This window comes from Arthrobacter sp. UYEF20, from assembly GCF_040546335.1.
GTDB lineage: Bacteria > Actinomycetota > Actinomycetes > Actinomycetales > Micrococcaceae > Arthrobacter.
Genome location: NZ_JBEPNP010000001.1, coordinates 1 through 18705, shown reverse-complemented (window position 1 = coordinate 18705; position 18705 = coordinate 1). Strand labels below are relative to the sequence as shown.

Annotated in this window: 21 protein-coding genes; 9 read left to right on the top strand and 12 right to left on the bottom strand. The window is 65.8% G+C overall.

The window, feature by feature from the left end; genetic code table 11:
* Positions 1–3: 3 nt before the first annotated feature.
* Complete coding sequence (locus ABIB26_RS00105) at positions 4–1224, bottom strand: SLC13 family permease (protein ID WP_354238434.1); 1221 nt, start codon at positions 1222–1224, stop codon at positions 4–6.
* 232 nt (positions 1225–1456) lie between these two features.
* On the opposite strand from ABIB26_RS00105, the gene ABIB26_RS00100 reads away from it, so the two are divergent.
* The 7 genes from ABIB26_RS00100 to ABIB26_RS00070 all read left to right on the top strand — a co-directional run bounded on the left by ABIB26_RS00100 (position 1457) and on the right by ABIB26_RS00070 (position 8557).
* Positions 1457–1927: an RNA polymerase sigma factor gene (locus tag ABIB26_RS00100; RefSeq protein ID WP_354238432.1), complete on the top strand. Its 471-nt coding sequence runs from the start codon at positions 1457–1459 to the stop codon at positions 1925–1927.
* On the top strand, positions 1924–3057 hold the full coding sequence (locus tag ABIB26_RS00095; protein WP_354238430.1) for a CU044_5270 family protein: 1134 nt from the start codon (positions 1924–1926) through the stop codon (positions 3055–3057). Before ABIB26_RS00100 ends, ABIB26_RS00095 begins: the two co-directional genes overlap by 4 nt.
* Before the next feature lie 263 nt (positions 3058–3320).
* Positions 3321–3917 (top strand): RNA polymerase sigma factor, encoded by a 597-nt coding sequence (locus tag ABIB26_RS00090; RefSeq protein WP_354238428.1) that lies wholly within the window; start codon positions 3321–3323, stop codon positions 3915–3917.
* On the top strand, positions 3883–4953 hold the full coding sequence (locus tag ABIB26_RS00085; RefSeq protein WP_354238426.1) for a CU044_5270 family protein: 1071 nt from the start codon (positions 3883–3885) through the stop codon (positions 4951–4953). The genes ABIB26_RS00090 and ABIB26_RS00085 overlap by 35 nt, the downstream gene beginning before the upstream one ends.
* Before the next feature lie 144 nt (positions 4954–5097).
* Positions 5098–5625: a PadR family transcriptional regulator gene (locus ABIB26_RS00080; RefSeq protein WP_354238424.1), complete on the top strand. Its 528-nt coding sequence runs from the start codon at positions 5098–5100 to the stop codon at positions 5623–5625.
* The gene (locus ABIB26_RS00075; RefSeq protein ID WP_354238423.1) at positions 5622–6335 is read left to right on the top strand and encodes an ABC transporter ATP-binding protein; all 714 of its coding nucleotides are present in this window, start codon (positions 5622–5624) and stop codon (positions 6333–6335) included. Before ABIB26_RS00080 ends, ABIB26_RS00075 begins: the two co-directional genes overlap by 4 nt.
* An 86-nt stretch (positions 6336–6421) precedes the next feature.
* Positions 6422–8557, top strand: a complete 2136-nt coding sequence (locus ABIB26_RS00070; RefSeq protein ID WP_354238421.1) for an FtsX-like permease family protein — start codon at positions 6422–6424, stop codon at positions 8555–8557.
* Between the two features lie 243 nt (positions 8558–8800).
* On the opposite strand, the gene ABIB26_RS00065 is transcribed toward ABIB26_RS00070, so the two are convergent.
* From ABIB26_RS00065 to ABIB26_RS00055, 3 genes are all read right to left on the bottom strand, one after another.
* Entirely contained in the window at positions 8801–9130 is a 330-nt protein-coding gene (locus tag ABIB26_RS00065; RefSeq protein ID WP_354238419.1) for a nucleoside triphosphate pyrophosphohydrolase family protein, read from the bottom strand.
* Positions 9131–9306: 176 nt separating this feature from the next.
* Positions 9307–9711, bottom strand: a complete 405-nt coding sequence (locus tag ABIB26_RS00060; protein ID WP_354238417.1) for an NUDIX domain-containing protein — start codon at positions 9709–9711, stop codon at positions 9307–9309.
* 116 nt (positions 9712–9827) lie between these two features.
* A complete protein-coding gene (locus ABIB26_RS00055; RefSeq protein ID WP_354238415.1) occupies positions 9828–10130 on the bottom strand; it encodes a DUF4193 domain-containing protein in 303 nt (100 codons plus the stop codon).
* Between the two features lie 181 nt (positions 10131–10311).
* On the opposite strand from ABIB26_RS00055, the gene ABIB26_RS00050 reads away from it, so the two are divergent.
* Positions 10312–10797, top strand: coding sequence for a hypothetical protein (locus tag ABIB26_RS00050; RefSeq protein ID WP_354238413.1), 486 nt, complete (start codon positions 10312–10314; stop codon positions 10795–10797).
* Positions 10798–10822: 25 nt separating this feature from the next.
* On the opposite strand, the gene ABIB26_RS00045 is transcribed toward ABIB26_RS00050, so the two are convergent.
* The 3 genes from ABIB26_RS00045 to ABIB26_RS00035 are packed head-to-tail and all read right to left on the bottom strand — an operon-like array spanning position 10823 to position 12989.
* A complete protein-coding gene (locus ABIB26_RS00045) occupies positions 10823–11308 on the bottom strand; it encodes a hypothetical protein (protein ID WP_354238412.1) in 486 nt (161 codons plus the stop codon).
* Positions 11305–11775 carry an ester cyclase gene (locus tag ABIB26_RS00040; RefSeq protein WP_354238410.1) on the bottom strand — a complete coding sequence of 157 codons (471 nt, stop codon included), beginning with the start codon at positions 11773–11775 and terminating at the stop codon, positions 11305–11307. Before ABIB26_RS00040 ends, ABIB26_RS00045 begins: the two co-directional genes overlap by 4 nt.
* Before the next feature lie 23 nt (positions 11776–11798).
* Positions 11799–12989 (bottom strand): GGDEF domain-containing protein, encoded by a 1191-nt coding sequence (locus tag ABIB26_RS00035; protein ID WP_354238408.1) that lies wholly within the window; start codon positions 12987–12989, stop codon positions 11799–11801.
* Between the two features lie 202 nt (positions 12990–13191).
* On the opposite strand from ABIB26_RS00035, the gene ABIB26_RS00030 reads away from it, so the two are divergent.
* Positions 13192–14214 carry a PHP domain-containing protein gene (locus ABIB26_RS00030; RefSeq protein ID WP_354238406.1) on the top strand — a complete coding sequence of 341 codons (1023 nt, stop codon included), beginning with the start codon at positions 13192–13194 and terminating at the stop codon, positions 14212–14214.
* Between the two features lie 27 nt (positions 14215–14241).
* On the opposite strand, the gene purU is transcribed toward ABIB26_RS00030, so the two are convergent.
* From purU to ABIB26_RS00005, 5 genes are all read right to left on the bottom strand, one after another.
* The gene (purU, locus tag ABIB26_RS00025) at positions 14242–15150 is read right to left on the bottom strand and encodes a formyltetrahydrofolate deformylase (protein ID WP_354238404.1); all 909 of its coding nucleotides are present in this window, start codon (positions 15148–15150) and stop codon (positions 14242–14244) included.
* The gene (gene cycA, locus ABIB26_RS00020; RefSeq protein ID WP_354238402.1) at positions 15147–16613 is read right to left on the bottom strand and encodes a D-serine/D-alanine/glycine transporter; all 1467 of its coding nucleotides are present in this window, start codon (positions 16611–16613) and stop codon (positions 15147–15149) included. The genes purU and cycA overlap by 4 nt, the downstream gene beginning before the upstream one ends.
* Positions 16610–17437, bottom strand: a complete 828-nt coding sequence (locus ABIB26_RS00015) for a methylenetetrahydrofolate reductase (RefSeq protein ID WP_354238400.1) — start codon at positions 17435–17437, stop codon at positions 16610–16612. Before ABIB26_RS00015 ends, cycA begins: the two co-directional genes overlap by 4 nt.
* A 19-nt stretch (positions 17438–17456) precedes the next feature.
* On the bottom strand, positions 17457–18470 hold the full coding sequence (gene lipA, locus ABIB26_RS00010) for a lipoyl synthase (RefSeq protein ID WP_354238399.1): 1014 nt from the start codon (positions 18468–18470) through the stop codon (positions 17457–17459).
* A 13-nt stretch (positions 18471–18483) separates the two neighbouring features.
* A partial coding sequence (locus tag ABIB26_RS00005; protein ID WP_354238397.1) for an L-serine ammonia-lyase, iron-sulfur-dependent, subunit alpha occupies positions 18484–18705 on the bottom strand: 222 nt, incomplete at its 5' end.

The window sequence follows — 18705 nt, the reverse complement described above, 5'->3', positions numbered from 1 at the left end:
GACTCACGGCAGCGTGGCCGCCAGTGCCGTCACCGCGGCGAGCACCGTCAGGGGTGCGACGATCAGCCCGAAGAGCGCGTAGCCCTTCCAGCTGATCAGGACATTCATCCGCACCAGCCGGTCGTGCCAGAGCAGGGTGGCCAGCGACGCCCACGGAGTGATAAGCGGGCCGGCATTGACTCCGATCAGCAAGGCCGCCAGCCGCGGCGGGGTCCCGGCGAGCGGTTCGGCCAGCAGGTAGGCGGGCAGATTGTTCAGCAGGTTGGAACCGAGGGCGCCCGTTGCGGCCAGCCGAAACAGATCCAGGAGGCCCTGGCCTTCTCCGGCGAGTTGGCTCAGCAGCGCCGGAGCGCCCAGATGCCGGGCGGTTTCCATCACCAGAAAGAGCCCGGAGGCGAACAGCAGCAGGGACCAGGGAATCAACGAGGCCCTGAGCACCCGCGGCCGCCGGAGCGCAAACACAACGCCCAGCACGACGGCGGCGGCCGCGGAGGGTATCCACACCGGGGCCCCGGACACCAGGGCCGGCAGCAAGACTGCCAGCACGAGGGCGCTCGCGGCGAGCAGAACCCGGTCCCCGGCTGGGGGCCCGGCAACGCCGGACCCGGCGCTGGACCCGGCGCTGGCTGGCAGATCCGGCCGGATCCGGCTGACCGCGATCCGCGAATAGCGCTTGCGCAGGTCGCGGCGGAAGACGATGCCGATGAACACCAGCGGTACGACGGCGGCAGCAAGGGCCGGGGCCCACATCAGGGCCGCAAAACCCGCCGGACTGAGACCGCCGAGGCTGTGCTGGGCCAGAAGGTTGGTCAGGTTGGAAATGGGCAGCAGCAGGCTGGCGGTGTTGGCCAGCCACACCGTCGTCAGGGCGAAGGGCAGCGCCGGCAGTCCGGGCTGCCGGGCCACGGTGACCACCACCGGGGTCAGCAGCACCGCCGTCGTATCCAGGGACAGGAAGATGGTGCTCAACGCGGCGAAAGCCGCCAGGAACAGCCACAGGAGAACGCTGTGCCCGCGGCCCCAATGCCGTAACCGGCGGGCCGCCCAAAGGAAGACGCCGGCCTCGCTGGCCAGCTCGGTCACCACGGTCATCGCGACGACGAACAGCAGGATCGGCGCCACCCGGTCGAACAGTGCCGCGAGATCGGCCACGGGCAGCACCCCGGTGGCCGCCGCCGCGGCACCGGCCAGAAGCAGGACCGCTCCAATGATCGCCAGACGCATGCACGGATTCTAGTCCCGGCGTCCCGCAGCACGAACCATTAGGGTGCGGGCCCAGGTGCCGTCACGTCAGCTGGTCAACGTCCTTTTGAATCTCCCCCGGATTGAGCGCGCCCCAGCTGCCAAAGTTTTTGGGTCGCGTGGTTACACTTTGGGGGCTGCCGGACATTAACAGGGCATGAGCCTACAAACAGTCCGTATGGAACGAGGGGACTTGGAGAAGGAGAAACGATTCTTGGCCGCGCACGCTGCCGGCCACGACCGCATCTACCGCTATTTCCGCCGTCGAACAGAAAACGCCGCTACCGCCGAAGATCTTTGTGCCGAGGTCTTCAGGATCACCTGGGAGAAGACAGCGCAGGACGGCAGCCTTTCAGTCATGGTCCTCTTCGGGATTGCGAAAAACGTGCTCCGCAACCATGACCGGTCAGCTGTCCGGTCCGCCAGCCTCCGCGGTGCTCTTCAGCTCGAGCGGGACCACAATAGCCGCACCAATGGATCCCCAGTCCATGAAGCTCTGAGTCAGCTCCGCGCCGAAGACCGCCAGGTGCTGCTCCTGACGTACTGGGACGGCTTCAGCTCCGCAGAGGTCTCCGACCTGCTTAACACCAGCGCCACCGCGGTCAGGATGCGCCTGCACCGGGCCCGCAAGGCGCTCAGCCACCTACTTAAGACACAGACGCAGCCAGAGGGAGCAGCAAAATGAACAAAACCACTATGTCTGGTACCCTCGAGCGCCGGCTTGCCTCTGCCGATCCGGGAGACTCCGTCACCGAATCTGAACTGGCCAGGAGCCGGGCCAGATCGCTTTCATTCCTGATTCCCGATGCCGACGCTGCGCCTCACCAGCTCCCCGCGGGCCACATGGACGGCCCGCACACGCCAGTCGACACCGGCCCCGCTGTCATTTCGCTTTCCTCGCGCCGCCCCCGCAGGTTCGTGCGCAGGACGCTTCTGCTCTCCGCTGCCGCTGCTGCCGTTCTCGCCGGTGTCCTGGTCGCCTCCGACGTACTGGTCCCCGGCCCACACACCGGCGCCACCGCACAGGCAGCCGAGGTGCTCAGCAACGCGGCGGCCGCCACCATCAAAACGTCAGACCCGGTCGTGACGCCGGGCCAGTACCTGAAGATTGACACGAAAGCCGTCTACAGCACAGGTACGGTCACCCCCGACGGAACGCAGCTGTCCTGGCTGGTTAGGACCGGTGGCCAGGTCTATGTCCCGGCAGACCGGAATGGAGAATGGATCTGGAACCGTGAAGACCGCGTCCCTGACACGTTCTTCAGTGAAGCCGCAAAAGTCGAAGCGACCACGAGGCCGAAATCACTGACCAACGCAAACGTGAGTCTGGCCGGGATCCAGCGTGCCCCGCGCGGCGCCTTTTACGGCAACGAGCAGACCATCATCAATGAAATGCCTCTGGACGAGGGAGTCAGGAATCTGCCCCGGGATCCGAAGGCACTCCTGGACGTGATCTACGAACGGACGAAGGGCCACGGCTCGTCACCGGAAGAAGAAGCGCTGATCACCATCGCCGATACGCTGCGCATCGGAGTCATCCCCGCAGACCTGCGGGCCGCGCTCTACAAATCGGCGGCGCTCATCCCAGGGATCACAGTCGGGGACCGCCAGGCCACCCTTGACGGCAAGACAGGCGTCGCGATCGGGATGGAAGACCCCGACGGCGGCGGCCGCGTGGACATCATCATTGATCCCACAACCGGCCTGCTGATCGGAGAACGGAATGTGTCGCTGAAAGCCACCGCCGACTTCCCCGCCGGAACGGCGACATCCTGGACCTCAGTTCAAACCTCAGTGGTCGATTCTGCGCCATAGCAACGGCTGGACCACCGGAAGACCTCCCGGGAGCATGAGCTCCCGGGAGGTCTTCTCACGGTTCAGCCCTCCGGTCTCATCGAAGGGCCCGGCGCTTCCGGCCCGATCCAACCGGGACAACCGACAGTCCTTGACGGGAGTGCCCATTCAATTTGGGCGCCTGCGACCCCGGATATGCTTGATTTTTCTCCCGATCAGGGACCCCTAGCGCATATCGCGGATGCCTCCGTGAACTCTTTTGCGGGGAACGGGCAATACATAGTGTGAGCACAGATAACGACATCATCAGGCGGTCCCGGGCCAGCCCCGCAGTTTTTGGGGAGTTATACGACAGACACGCCTCGGTCATCTACAGATACGCCGCCAGAAGGGCCGGCGACTTCGCGGCCGACGACGTTACGTCGGAGACCTTTCTGGTCGCCTGGGAACAGCTGGAAACCTACGACCTTGACCGGGATGATGCCCGGCCCTGGTTGTTCGGCATTGCCACCAATCTGCTCCGGCGGCACCACCGCGCCGAAGCCAAGGTGCTGAAAACCGCGGCGAAAGCAGCTTCACGGGAATCCGTCGCTGATTCTTCGGACCGGATCGCTGCCCAGGTGGACGCCGTTGTGGCGACCGGGCGCATCGCCGGCACGCTGAAGTCCATGGCCGCCATCGACCGCGAAACGTTGCTGCTCTATGCCTGGGCGGACCTGACCTATGAGGGCATCGCCCTGGCCATGGACGTTCCGGTGGGAACGGTGCGGTCCCGCCTGAACCGCGCCCGCCGGACCCTGCGGACCGAACTCAACCTCGGAAAACTTGATGAAACGGAGAACGACCATGGACGACTTGCAGCTGCTGCGCGAAATGCGTAGCGACATCGGCTCCGCCCCTGCGGCCACGCTGGCCCGCGGCCGCACCAAACTCATGGCCAGAATCGATTCGGATTCCCGTCCCGGGGCAACGACCGGCACGCACCCCCCGGCCACGGTGAGCCCGATCCGCTTCCGGCGCCGTGTCCTGATGGCCTCGGCCGCCGCGGCCCTGCTCGTGGGCGGAATCATAGTGGCAGATGTTGTCCGGCCAAGTGGTCCGGGAGCAACCGCTGAAGCAGCCGAGGTCCTGAACAACGCCGCGGCAGCAACCATCCGGACCTCCGACCCGGTGGTGGGACCCGGCCAGTACCTGAAAATCGAGACGACGGAGCTCACCGGCGGAGGCATGCAAGCGGCCGATGGAAGTGACATTTCCTGGCAGGAAACGGCGGGTGGGCAGGTCTATGTTCCGGCAGACAGGGAAGGGGAATGGGTCTGGAACCGTGAAGAGCGTGTCCCCCTTGAGTCCTCCAGTGAAGCCGCCAAGGCCGCAGCAGCCGAGATGCGGAAACGGGTTGCCTCATCACTGTGGCCGGAAGGGCAGCCCCGGCCGGTCGGGATTCAGCGTGCCCCCGGAGGTGCCTTCTACGGGAACAAGCCAACAGTCATTATCGGCACACCCCTCAAGGAAGCCGGCAGTCTGCCCAGGGACCCACAGGCTCTGCTGGACATCATCTACGAGCGGACAAAAGGCGCCGGGAAGTCTCCTGAAGCAGAGGCATTCGTTACGATCGCGGACGGACTGCGCACCGGAGTCGTCCCCGCCGACCTTCGCGCCGCCCTCTACAAGGCCGCTGCCCTCATCCCCGGCGTCACCGTCGGCGACAGGCAGGCAACAGTCGACGGCAGGACGGGGATCGCCATCGGCATCCCCTCTCCCGACGGAGGAGCGAGGCAGGACATCATCATCGATCCCACCTCGGGACTGGTGATCGGGGAACAGGACGTACTGCTGAAGGACTATCCTGGCTCTCCCGCCGGGACCGTCTCGACCTGGACCTCGGTGCGGACATCCGTGGTGGACTCCGCGCCCTAAACTGCAACGGACACGAATGGCCGCCTGGAAAGCTAAGCTCCAGGCGGCCATTGCCCGCTTGCCTTGCCCCGGACACACGACACGGCCAGATCTGTCTGACGCAAAGCTGGCGTCACACTATTCACTAAGTGTATAGATGAAGGTGTGAACAACTCCCTTACCCTGCTGGGCCTCTTGAGCCGCGAGCCGAGCTACGGCTACGACCTCAAGCACTCTTATGACCGCTATTTCGGAGCCGGAAAGGCCTTGGCCTTCGGGCAGGTGTATTCCACCCTGGCCCGGATGGTCCGTGACGAGCTGATCCGCGCCCTGGGTGAGGAGACCGGCGGCGGTCCGGACCGCAAGAAGTACGAGATCACCGTTGCCGGCCAGGACAGGGTGCACGAGTGGTTGTTCACCCCCGACGTTCCATCAGAAACCCTGCAAAGCAACCTCTTTGCCAAGACCGTGATCGCCTTGCTGCTCGACGACGACGCCGACCGGCTGCTCGACGTGCAGCGCAGCGAGCACATGGCCCGCATGCGTGAACTGACCCGCCTGAAGCAGGACGCGGACCTGCTGCAGGTCCTGATGTGCGACCACGGCCTCTTCCACATCGAAGCCGACCTACGCTGGATCGACCTCACCAGCGCCCGCCTGACCCAACTCAAGAAGGAGCTCCAGAGTGCATGAGCACCAATGACACCGCTGCACCCATCCTCAGTGCCCGCGCCCTGCAGCACACCTTCGGGCAGACCGAGGCATTGCGGGGCATCGACCTCGACGTCCATGCAGGGGAGGTGCTCGCCGTGATGGGCCCGTCCGGATCCGGCAAGTCCACGCTGCTGCACTGCCTGGCCGGCGTTCTGGTCCCCGACGGCGGTTCGGTGACCTACCGTCCCGCCGGCCGGTCCCCGATGGAGACCAGTGCCCTCGGGGAGCCGAAACGGGCCCGGCTGCGGCTGACCGATTTCGGGTTCGTCTTCCAGTTCGGCCAGCTGCTGCCGGAGCTTACGGCGGTGGATAACGTCAGCATCCCGCTACTCCTGGCCGGGACCCGGCGCCCGGAGGCGCTGCGCCGGTCGGCGGAGCTGCTGGACCGCCTCGGTCTGGGCGGGTTGGGCGCGAAGCTGCCCGGTGAACTGTCCGGCGGCCAGGCCCAACGCGTCGCCGTGGCCCGTGCCCTGGTGACTTCCCCCGCCGTGTTGTTCGCCGATGAGCCCACCGGCTCCCTGGATTCCCTCGCCGCAGAGAATGTGCTGACGCTCATGGTCGAGCTGGTCCGGGAAGCAGGCACGACGGTGGTGATGATCACTCACGATGCACGCACCGCCGCATATGCGGACCGGGAAGTGATGGTGCGCGACGGCGTGATCGGCGCCGGCTACCGGGTGTCCGCATGAATCCCGGGCTGCTGAAACTGGCAGTCGTCGGCAGCCGGTCCGCCTACGGCCGGCTCGCTTGAATCGCCGGAGGGATCGCCGTCGGGGTGTGCCTGCTGCTGTTGCTCTGGGGCGGCGCCAACGGGCTGGCGCAGCGCGACGCGCGGGGTGCGTGGCTGCGGGAGATGGGCCAGGCCTCGGCTACTGTGCCGCTGGCAGCCGACGGGCGCACGGTCAACGGACCTCTGGAACCGATACCCCTGACGCCGGAGAGGATTCTGCTGGGATTCCCGGTGGACGTCTTCCGTGACCAGCTCATCAATCACCGCGACATCGCCGCGCTCCCCACCACCACCGTAAAGCTACCGGGCATCGACGCCCCGCCGGCCCCGGGACAGTACTACGCCTCACCCGCACTCCAGAGACTGATCGAATCGACCCCGGCCGACGAGCTGGGAGATCGGTATGGACAGTTCGTTGGCATCATCGATGACACGGCCCTCCCCGGGCCCGACGCTTTGGTGGTCATCACCGGCGTCACGGAGGCCCAGCTCCGCCAGGGTCCGGCAGCAATGCTCGTCACCGAGTTCACCACTAACCCCTACGGCGAGAGCGCCAGCCTGTACCGGACCGCGCTGCTGGTTGGCGGAATCGCGGTGCTCTTCCCGGTACTGCTGCTGGTCAGCATCGCGACCGGGCTGGGCGCCGCCCAGCGCCGGGAACGGTTCGCGACCCTTCGCCTGATCGGCGCTTCGCCGCGGCTGGTCTCAGGCATGGCGGCCGTCGAGACAGCCGTCCCCAGCCTGGCCGGTGCCCTCCTTGGTGTGATTCTCGCCGGCGTCTTCCGGCCGGCCGCAGCCCAAATACCTGTCAACGGCATGAGGATGTTCCTCGCAGATTTCACGTTCGGCGCGGGATTCGCTGCCGCCGTCGTCGTCCTCGTGGTGCTGGCCGCCGCGCTGGTGGGAGCGGGCCGTACCGCCAGGAGCGGAATCGGCCCGTTGGGAGTCACCCGGGCCATGCACGAGAAAACCCCCACCGGGTGGCGTGCCGTGCCCTTGCTGGCCGGACTGACGTGCATGGCCACCGGAACCCTACTGACCAAGATCGATGCAGACGGCAATCCGTGGACTTCGCCGCTGCTGATCGGCGGATTCGCGCTGACCTCGGTCGGCATCGTGACCGTCGGCCCGTGGCTGACCAAGGCGGTCAGCACCATCGGGTTACAGCGGGCACGTACAGCTTCAACCGTCATCGCCGCCAGCCGGATCCGCCGGACCCCCGTCGCAGTTTTCCGTTCCGTCTCCGGGCTGGTCATTGCCGTGTTCATGGTCTCCGTCTTCGCCGGAGGCATCAGCGCCATCGGAACGGTCGAGACACCCCAGGCCCGTCCCGGGCTGCTCCTGGACACCAGCGTCTACGCGTTCGTGTCCAGCGGCTACACACCAGGCCAGGTGTCCGCCGCCGCCCAGAGTACCAAGGAACGTACCGGCATCCGTGACGCCACCATCGGCTACGCCTCAACGGCCCTCGGCCGCGGGGACACCATGGACATGTATATTGCGGCCGCCGATGCGCCCTCCCTCGGCTTCGCAGAGATCCAGGCGGGGAAAATTGAGGCCTTCGACGCGTCGTTCCTGAACACCTGGACCAGCAAGCCGGTTCCGCTCGCGGCCGCGCCGGTCGATAACTTGGAGGGCCTTGTTCCGGTAGTGATGGTGGTCAGTACCGACGGGACTCCGGAGGCTATTGACCGGGCGCGCACGGCTCTGAACACCTCCGGCGTAACTGCCACCCCTGCCACCTCTCCCGCGGACACCGCAACGATGAGCAACACCCGGCTGATCCAGGGCTTGGCGGCCCTTGCCTACATCGGTGTCTTCGTGGCCGTCGTCATCGCAGGCGTCTCGCTGGCCGTGTCCACCGCGGCCGCGATCCTGGACCGCAAACGCGTGCTGGGCCTGATCCGGCTGATGGGCATGCCCGTGTCCGTCCTTCGCAGGGTCATTGTTCAGGAGGCCGCGGTGCCCCTCCTGGCCGTTTTGCTGCTATCGGTCGGGCTCGGGTTCTTCGTCGCGTGGCTCATGATCACCTCATTCGGTGGCGGCCGGACCATCACCTGGCCCAGCACCGAGTACTACGCCGCGCTGTCCCTCAGCCTCCTTCTCGCCCTCGGCGCGGTCACAGCAACCTTCAGCCTCATCCGGGGCAATACGGCAATGACTGCCACACGCTTCGAATAAAAGCGCCACGGTCCACACGAAGGTTGTCCCATCGGTGCCAGAAGCCCCGACCAAGAAGTCTGGTCGGGGCCTGACCGCCGATGTGAATCCTGCTGCGATGGTCGGGATGCAGCATGCGCCCGGGCACTCCGACGACAATATTTCTGGTCCGGGCTTCATGGTGCTCAGTGTCGCGCGGCACCATAGACATCCCGCCGGTCCGGCGAGGGACGGGCGGACGCACGGATCCGAGAAAATGCCCCCCTACGAGTTTGCCGGCTCCGCGCGGGACGGATGCCACCGAAGCCATTTGTCGTCCACGGCGCCAAGTACGTCGACGCCGTGGTGCCTTGCCAGGAGCAGAATATGAGCGAAAACGTCGGCTATCTCAGCTTTGAAATTGTCCTCAATTTCGACTTGGCTCAACCCCTTGGATCGTGCCTGTCCGGTCTTCATAAGGTATGCCTGCGTGAGCTCTCCGACTTCTTCATGAAGCTTGAGTGTGTACCAGTTCGAGTCTCGCTCGATTCCATTTGTTCGCGCATACCGTTCAGATACGTCTTCTAATTCTTGCTCGAGTTGGCTCAGATCCATGGGGCAACCCTAAGGCCCGCCTTGACCCGAGGGGTCAGAGGCGCGCGGGCCAGATGTTCGCAGCCCGGCGATGACAATCCCATGGACTCAGCGCTGGCCTGGGCCCAGATGATCGACATCGGTGAGAGCGACCAACGTGCGGTTGCGCCAGTATTCGTCCTGCTCGTTGGCGTGACTCAAGCGCCGATCCGACGCAGCACCGCCGCGTAGGCGTCATGGGCTAGATCGAGCTCGAGGGCATCGCTGGGCGCGAACCATTGGACGTCGTCGTGCTCTTCTGCGGCAACATTCGCCGGGTTGCCTGACCATTCCGTGAGGACCCATCCGGAAAGAGCCAAACCGTCCGGTGAGTCTTCGTTTTCGCGGATGATGAAGTCCGGCTCACCCGAAGGCGGGGCAACTGTCACCGCGATCTCCTCACGAAGCTCACGGGTCAAAGCGTCGCCCGCCGTTTCGCCGTTCTCGACATGACCACCAGGAAAGTCCCACTTACCGGCATACCAGCGCACGGACGGGCGCCGGTGGCACAGGAGAACTCCCAAAGGCCCGACGAGCGCCCCGACTGCAACACGATGGGCCATGGAACCAGCCGACCAGACAGGTTCGCGTCGAAGCCAGGACTGTCTGTCCTGCGAGACCGCCTCTGGGAGATGGAAGGGTCTTGCGCCGCCGCCGCGGTATTGGATGGTCGCGATCGTTAGCGTTCGCACTCGTTGCAGTAGGCGTGGCCGTTTTTCTCACGGGCCAGCTGGGAGCGGTGCCGGACCAGGAAGCAGGAGTAGCAGGTGAACTCGTCATGCTTTTGCGGGATCACTTGGACAGTGAGTTCTTCGGCGACGAATTCGCCGCCGGGGACGTCGAGCCCGTCCAGGCCGTCGGCTTCGTCCAGGTCGCGGACGACGCTCCGTGCGTCCGGGGCGCTGGCGGACTGCAGTGCCTCCAGGGAGTTGTTTTGTGATTCCTTGACGTCGGAGCGGGGTTCGTCGTAGTCGGTTGCCACTTAGGTGGTTCTCTTTTCTCGTGTTATGGGTGTCGGCTATGCAACGTACAGGATCTCATAGGTATTCCATACCCGTTGTCAGAACGAATTGCAGGTGCGGCAGATTCGCGATATCCGGGGCAACCCGTGGCCTCATAAGCTACACCGGCGGATTCGCCGCGTAGCTCTGTAGGCTGTAAAAATGCCGACCGAATTTGCCGTGGGCCTCGCCGTGGTTGCTTTGCTGTTGCTGCTCCTGCGGCTTCTGGTTCCCGGATTGCCCCCGGTGGGGCTGGCAGTCCAACTGGCCGCCGTGGATTTCGCACTGGCCGCGGCGGGGCTGCTGGGCCTCATGCTTCACTGTGCGTCGATGTTCTATCAGCCGCTGGTTGCCTTTATCCCGGGCAGCGCCGCCGTCACCGAGCAGATCAATTCTATGGGAACCGCCAGCGTGATCTGGTACGTCGTTCCGGCGCTTCTGCTCCTGGCGGGACTTCGGCGGCAAAAACCGGTGGTCCTGACTGTTTTGGCCGCCTCGCTTCTGGCGGTCGGGCTGACCATGTATAGCGGCGGGCCGCTCTCCATCCATCTCGCTGCGATCTTTGCGTCCGGCGTGGTGACGGCGGCCATCATGTTCCTTCTCGTCCTGCCTCCCTGGCAGGTCCAGCCCAGGCCTCACCGGGATTAACAAGGCACTTCCCGCCTGCGTCCGGTCAGCGCCGGCGGGGGAGGCCGGGGCGGAGTGCCTGCAGGGTGGCGGCGGTTACGACGCCGTAGGCCAGGTGGGGGATGATGTCGCTGGCCCAGTCCGCGGGAGACCAGGTGCGGGGGTCCGTGATGCCGAGGACGGTCATGGGTCCGTTGCTGCCGATCAGTGCGCCGGCCGCCGCAGTCAGTGAGGAGCCGAGGAGTCCGGGCCGGCAGCCAGCCTCCCGGGCGAGACCCAGGACGGCGCCGACGCCGGCGCCGACAGCCAGCCCTGTCAGCGGGCCGAGTCCGGCGATGCGGTTGGTGCGTTCTTCCTCGTTGCCCTTGATGGTCAGGCCGGTGACGTCGGCGAGTTTTTCCACGGTCGCCTCCGGGGTGCTGCTGGCGGGGCGGCCCCGCCACACCATGTCCAGGTAGGTGAGGGTGTTCAGTGCCGTGGTCCCGGCGGCCCCGGCTGCGGCTCCGGCGGCGAGCGCGCGGATGATTCTCATGGCTGGGGTGCCAGGCCGAGCTGAGTGAGCATGCCGAGTTGATCGCTGCTGCCCCAGCGTTCGGTGAGTTTGCCGTCTTGGAAGCGTCCGATCTGCATCCCCCGGATTTTGATGCTCCGTCCGGTGGGTGCGTGGCCCATCAGCGGCCCTTGATGGGTGCCGGTGATCTCGTAGGCGAAGGCGACGTCGTCGTCGGTGGCTGTGAGGTGTTCGACGGCGATGTTCAGATCCGGGAATGACGCGCGCAGTCCCGCGAAGAAGTCTTTGAATCCCTGCGGGCCCGGACCCTGATCCGGTGCGGGGTCGTGGTCCACGCACTCGGCCGCGACGACTTCATCGATGCCATCGAGCCTGCCGCTGTTCACGGCAGCAGCGAAGCGCTCCTGGGCGTGGATATTTGCATCCCTGGTCATGAATCCTCCGTCATTGTCACCGGGCCGGCCCGCGCGGACGGCCGCTGTGGTCATCTGTCATCCTGCCCGCTGATCCGTTAGGGGGCAAGAGGCACTGCGTGTCCGGCCGCTTCTGCAAGGGCGCGGCCGACGACGGCGCGGTTGCGGCCCGCGGCCTTCGCCTCGTACAGGGCCTCGTCCGCTTCCCGGATCAGCCGCTGGAGCCCGCCGCTGCGGTTCCGCGTGTCGACGATTCCGAAGCTCGCGGTGGCCGGCGGCGCGCCGTCGGGCAGGGAGCTGTGTTCTGCCAGCACCGCATTGATCCGGTCCGCGATCCGTACTGCCTCATCCGCGTCGACACCGGTGAGCAGCATGGCGAATTCCTCGCCGCCGTAACGTGCCACCAGATCGGCGGTCCGCATCGCGGAGCGGCAGGCATCGCTGAAGGCCCGGATGACGCCGTCGCCCGCGTCGTGGCCGAATCCGTCATTGATGGCCTTGAAGCTGTCCAGGTCCGCCATGACAATCGCCGTGTCAACGCCGGCGTCCAGATTGTTCCGGAGCCGCTGTTGTGCCCGCTGCGTGAATTCGCGGCGGTTCAGCAGCCCGGTGAGGGCATCGCGGGAGGCCAGTTCCGTCAGGTCCTCGGTCCGGCGGGCGGTGTTCAGTGCGGTGATGCTGGAGGAGACCACCACCAGCAGCACCATCGCCATCAGAAGGGTGACGCCGGTGCCGAACAGGAGCTGGAACAGCGCGTCCTGGGGTCCAAGGAGGGCCAGTCCGGCCATCCGGCTGAGGTAGTAGGCGGCACAGACAGCGGTCGCGACGGCGAGCGAGCGCACCAGGTGCCAGGAGCTCGCCCGTTCGCGCCACAGCTCGAGTGAGGCCAGCCCGATTGCCGTCCCCATCATGGCCAGCAGGACGATGCTGCCGATCCGGGTGTCGCCCGATGTGTGGACCGCGAAGCCAACCGTGCAGGCCGCAGCAGCGGGAAGGGCCAGCAGCACGGGACGGACGCGTCGTCCCGCCAGCGAGCGTACGCCCGCCCAGACGCAGCCGGAACCCAGCACCATGACCCCGTTCCCCACGCTCGGCGCCCAGACCACGCCCGAGACTTCGCCCAGGAAGTAGAAGACGGCAGCACAAAAAAAGGAGCCGACGGCGACGCACCACCAGCCGGCAAACGGTGCCCGGCTCTTCCGGTAAGTATCGAAGTAGAAGAGCACCAGCATGGTCAGCGTCATCACGGCGAAGACGACCATGAGCGTTGACCTGTCGAGTTGGACCATTTTCCGGACGATTTCCAAGCTGCCGGAGGCGGCCCCCCGGCAGACCCTCGGCGTAGTTCCCTGCCGGATCAGGCCCCGGCCGGGTCAAGTCTCTCAGAACCCGGCCCGGCACCCCGGGTTGCGACGCGGTCTGCGGCTGGCGCGCCCGTACGTCAGGGTCAGTCGAGGCCCGTGTGGGCCCGGCCTGGTGCAAGATGGTGGCATGGACGCCGCCGCTGCCCTCAATGAGATTGCATTCTGGCTCGAACGCGAGCCTGCACCCACGTTCAAGGTGCAGGCGTTTCGGAAAGCCGCCGGAATCATCGCCGGGCTGGAGCCGGCGGAGCTCGAGGCGCGGGCGCGGGACGGCCGGCTCAAGCGGACGAAAGGGATCGGGGACCGCACCTTGGAAGTCATCCGGGAAGCCCTCGACGGCGATGTGCCCGGCTACCTGGCGGGACTGCGCCGCCGTGGCTCGCACCCCCTGGCTGAAGGCGGCCGAGAGCTGCTGGGATTGCTTCGGGGAGATCTGCACAGCCACAGCGACTGGTCAGACGGCGGGTCTCCGATTGAGCTCATGGTGGACGCCGCGCAGCTGCTGGGCCGCGAATACCTTGCGCTGACCGATCATTCGCCACGGCTCACCATCGCCAACGGGCTGAGCGCCGAGCGTCTGGAGCAGCAGCTCGACGTCGTGGCACGCATCAACGCCCGCCGCGACGGGGGCTTCCGCCTGCTGCGCGGCATTGAGGTGGACATCCTCGAGGACGGCACCCTGGACCAGACGCCGGAACTGCTGGAGCGCCTTGACGTGGTGGTGGCAAGCGCCCACTCGAAGCTCCGCTCGGACAAGCGCACCATGACCCGGCGGATGCTCAACGCGGTTGCAGACCCGCACACGGACGTGCTCGGCCACTGCACGGGGCGGCTGATTCAAGGGTCGAGGGGGACGCGCCCCGAATCGGAGTTCGACGCGGAACTGGTCTTCGCCGCCTGCGCCGAACACGACGTGGCGGTCGAGATCAATTCGCGGCCGGAACGCCAGGACCCGCCGGACCGGCTCATCCAGCTTGCCCTCGACGCCGGATGCCTGTTCAGCATTGACAGCGACGCGCACGCCCCGGGCCAGCTCGATTTCCTCCAGTACGGGGCCGAGCGGGCGGCAGCCAACGGCGTCCCGGCGGACCGGATCATCACCACCTGGCCGCTGGAACGCCTGCTGGCCTGGGCCGCGTCCGGGAACTGAATCCGGCTGCTCCGTTAGGACCGTGCCCTATCGCAAAATCACGGTCCGGTTGCCGAGCAGCAGGATCCTGCCCTCGCAGTGCCAGCGGACCGCGTTGCGCAGGGCGGCGCATTCGGCGTCCCGGCCCACCGCCACCAGGTCGTCCGGGGTGTAGGTGTGGTCCACGTCAATGACCTGCTGCGAAATGATGGGCCCCTCGTCCAGTTCGGCATTGACGTAGTGGGCCGTGGCGCCCACGGTTTTCACGCCGCGGTCATAGGCCTGGTGGTAAGGCTTGGCACCCTTGAAGCTGGGCAGGAAGGAGTGGTGGATGTTGATGGTCCGGCCTGCCAGCTGGGCGGAGAGGCCGTCGCTGAGGACCTGCATGTAGCGGGCCAGGACCACCAGTTCCACGTCAAGTTCATCCACGAGTTCCAGCAGCCTGGCCTCGGCCTCCGGCTTGGAGTCCTTCGTGACCGGCAGGTGGAAGAACGGGATGCCGTGCCACTGGACCAGTCCCTCCTGGTCGCGGTGGTTGGACACCACGGCCACGATGTCGATCGGAAGGTCTCCGGTGCGTGCCCTGAAGAGCAGGTCGTTGAGGCAGTGCCCGAATTTCGAGACCATGACCAGGACCCGGCGTTTGCGGCCCTGTGGCTCCAGCTGCCAGTTCATCTTCCATTTTTCCGCCAGGGGCGTGAAATCCCCGCGCAGCTGCTCGGTGCCGAAGGACTCCTTCGCGGCGGAGAAGTGGACGCGCATGAAGAAGTGCCCTTGCCCGCGGTCACCGTACTGTTTGATGTCGATGATGTCGCTGCCGTGATCCAGCAGGAACCCCGAGATCGCGTGGACGATGCCGGGGGACTCCGCACAGTCAAGGGTGAGCACATGCTCGGTCAGGGCGGTATGTTCCGCCGGTTCCTGGGTGGGATTGTTCAAAGTCTGCGCGGTGTTCATTGACCCTGCCGCCCGCTGGTTGCTTCCTGTTCCAGGGCGAGTTCGGTGGCGAGGTCGGCCTGGAAGGTCGCGTAGCGGGCCAGGTGGGCGGGGCGCCGGCGCAGGAAGAACCAGGCAATGCCAAGAATGATGAACCAGACCGGCGTGACCAGCAGGGCCGCGAGGGTGTCCGGCTGGGTGGTCAGTGCCCAGAGCACGAAGGCGAAGAAGGCGAAGACCACCCAGACCATGGGGATGCCGCCGGGCATCTTGAACTTGGATGCGTCGTGCAGCTGCGGGCGGCGTTTGCGGAAGGCAATGTAGCTGGCCAGGATGATGGACCAGACGAAGACGAAGCAGACGGCGGACACGGTGGTCACCATGTCGAAGGCCTTGCCGATATCCTGGCCTGCGTACATCAGCACCACGCCGGAGAGCAGCAGTACGCAGGAGAGGAACAGCGCGTTCTGCGGGACTTTCCGGCGGGACAGGCCGCTGAACACGGCCGGAGCGTCGCCTTCCTGGGCCAGGCCATAGACCATGCGCGAGGTGGAGTAGATGCCGGAGTTGGCCGAGGACATGGCCGAGGACAGCACCACCAGGTTCACAATGGTGGCGGCGGCACCCAGGCCGGCCAGGGAGAACATGGCGATGAAGGGGCTGTGTCCGGCCTGGAACTGGGTCCAGGGCGTGACGGACATCAGGATGATCAGGGCGCCCACGTAGAAGAGCAGCACGCGGATCGGGATGGAGTTGATGGCGCGGGGCAGGTTCTTCTCCGGGTTCTTGGCCTCCGCGGCCGTGGTGCCCACCAGTTCAATGCCTACAAACGCGAACACGGCAATCTGGAAACCGGCTACGAAGCCCATGAACTCGTTCGGGAAGAAGCCGCCGTGGCTCCACAGGTTGGTGAAGGTGGCTGGGCCGGCGTCGGACTGGAAACCGCTGAAGATCATGAACAGGCCCACCACGATCAGTGCCGCGATGGCGATGATCTTGATCAGCGCGAACCAGAACTCGGTCTCACCGAACGCCCGCACCGTGGCCAGGTTCAGCAGCAGCAGGATGGCGATGGTGACCAGTCCGGGGATCCACAAGGGTAGCCCCGGCCAGAGTTCCTGCGAATAGCCGGCAATCGCAATAACATCCGCGATTCCGGTGATCACCCAGCAGAACCAGTACGTCCAGCCCGTGAAGAAGCCGGCCCAGGGGCCCAGCAGGTCCGCGGCAAAGTCGCTGAAGGACTTGTAGTGCAGGTTGCTCAGCAGCAGTTCGCCCATCGCCCTCATGACGAAGAACAGCATGAAGCCGATGATCATGTACACGAAGATCACGGAAGGCCCGGCCGCCGAAATCGTCTTGCCGGAGCCCATGAACAGGCCGGTACCGATGGCGCCGCCGATCGCAATCAGCTGGATATGCCGGTTGCTGAGCTGCCTCTCCAGGTGCGGGGCCTGCGCCAGGTTTTCACTCTGGGTCTTCATTTTGCTGCTCCTTGCATCGAAACGAGTTCGGTAGCCACGGGACTCGACGGAGGGGTTGCCCGGTCCGTCACCGCGCTCAGGTGATTGAAAGTGTAGAAATGGATGCCAGATACCCTGTCCGGGTGTTCGGCAAGCTCGGAAATCAGGGTCGCAGGCTCGTAGTGTTCCCCGCTGAGGAGCCGGCGGGCGAGCGGGCCCTTGCGGCTGAGGAATTTCAGGGAGGCCCCGACGCCGATCTGGGTGCCCAGGGCCACCAGCCTGGCCCTGGGCACGGTGCCGGCGACGCCCGCCCAGACCGGCAGCTCCACGCCTTCGCGGCGCAGCAGGCCCACGTAGTCCACGATCTTCGGGGCGGAAAAGCACATCTGCGTGACAATGTGGCTCGCCAGGTGCTGCTTTGCCAGCAGTGCGTCCAGGAGGTCGAGCCCGAAGACGGAGGGGTGGCCCTCGGGGTAGCCGGCGATGCCGATGGAGATGCCGCCGCCGGAGTACTGGGCGATGTCTTCCATCAGCTCTGCCGCCGTGCCGTAGGGCCCGGCGGCCCGCGGGGAGTCCCCGCCGACGGCAAAGACTTCCCTGATGCCGGCAGCGTCGCAGTCGCGCAGGATTCCGACGAGCTGGGAGCGCTCCTGCAGGGCGCGTGCCGCGAGGTGCGGGACCACCGTGTAGCCCAGCTGGGCCAGCTGGACTGCCGTGCGGATGGTGCGCCCGATCCCGTGGTGGGGCAGGCAGGTGATGGTGAGTGTGGTGCCCAGGGGCACGTCCGCCGTGACTTTTTCGACGATTCCCTCGGAAGGGATGATCTCTAGTCGTGTGGGGAACATCTTTGGTCCTTTACGGGTGTTAGACGCCGGCGTGCGCGGCGAGGATGGAGCTGGCTTCCTGGCGCGTGCTGCCGGAGCTTTCGATGTGGGCCAGCTGGGCGGGGATTTCCCGGCCCTTCTTGCGCATCGCGGTGGCCCAGAGCCGGCCGGCGCGGTACGAGGAACGCACCAGCGGCCCGCTCATGACGCCGAGGAAGCCGATCTCGTCCGCTTCCTGCTGCAGGTCCACGAACTCCTGCGGCTTGACCCAGCGGTCCACCGGCAGGTGCCGCTCACTCGGGCGCAGGTACTGCGTGATGGTGATGAGGTCGCAGCCGGCGTCGTGCAGGTCCCGGAGTGCCTCGGAGATCTCTTCGCGGGTCTCGCCCATGCCCAGGATCAGGTTCGACTTCGTCACCATGCCCAGGTTCCGGCCCTGCGTGATGACGTCCAGGGACCGGTCGTACCGGAACGCCGGCCGGATGCGCTTGAAGATCCGGGGAACCGTCTCCACATTGTGCGCAAAGACCTCGGGCTTGGAATCGCAGATGGCCTCGATGTGCTCCGGCTTCCCGGAAAAGTCAGGAATGAGGAGTTCGACGCCGGTGCCCGGGTTGAGTTCGTGGATCTTCCGGACCGTTTCCGCGTAGAGCCAGACGCCCTCGTCGGCGAGGTCGTCGCGGGCCACCCCGGTGACGGTGGCATAGCGCAGCGCCATGGCCTGGACGGAACGCGCCACCTTGGTCGGTTCGAAAACGTCAACCGGGGAGGGCTTGCCGGTATCGATCTGGCAGAAGTCGCAGCGCCGGGTGCATTCGGAGCCGCCAATCAGGAAGGTCGCTTCCTTGTCTTCCCAGCATTCGAAGATGTTGGGGCAGCCGGCCTCCTCGCAGACGGTGTGGAGGCCTTCCTTCTTGACGAGTTTCTTGAGCTGGACGAACTCGGGGCCCATCTGGACCTTGGCCTTGATCCACTCGGGCTTGCGTTCGACCGGTACTGCCGAGTTGCGCTGTTCAACGCGCAGCAGCTTGCGGCCTTCAGGTGCCAGGGTCATAGTTCTCTTTCCTTCAGCATTCGACGACGTTCACGGCGAGGCCGCCCATCGCGGTTTCCTTGTACTTGGAGGACATGTCCTTGCCGGTTTCGCGCATGGTCACGATGACTTCGTCGAGGGAGACCCGGTGTGTGCCGTCACCCCAGAGCGCCATCTTGGCGGCGTTGATGGCTTTGGCCGCGGCGATCGCGTTGCGTTCGATGCAGGGGATCTGCACGAGTCCGCCGATCGGGTC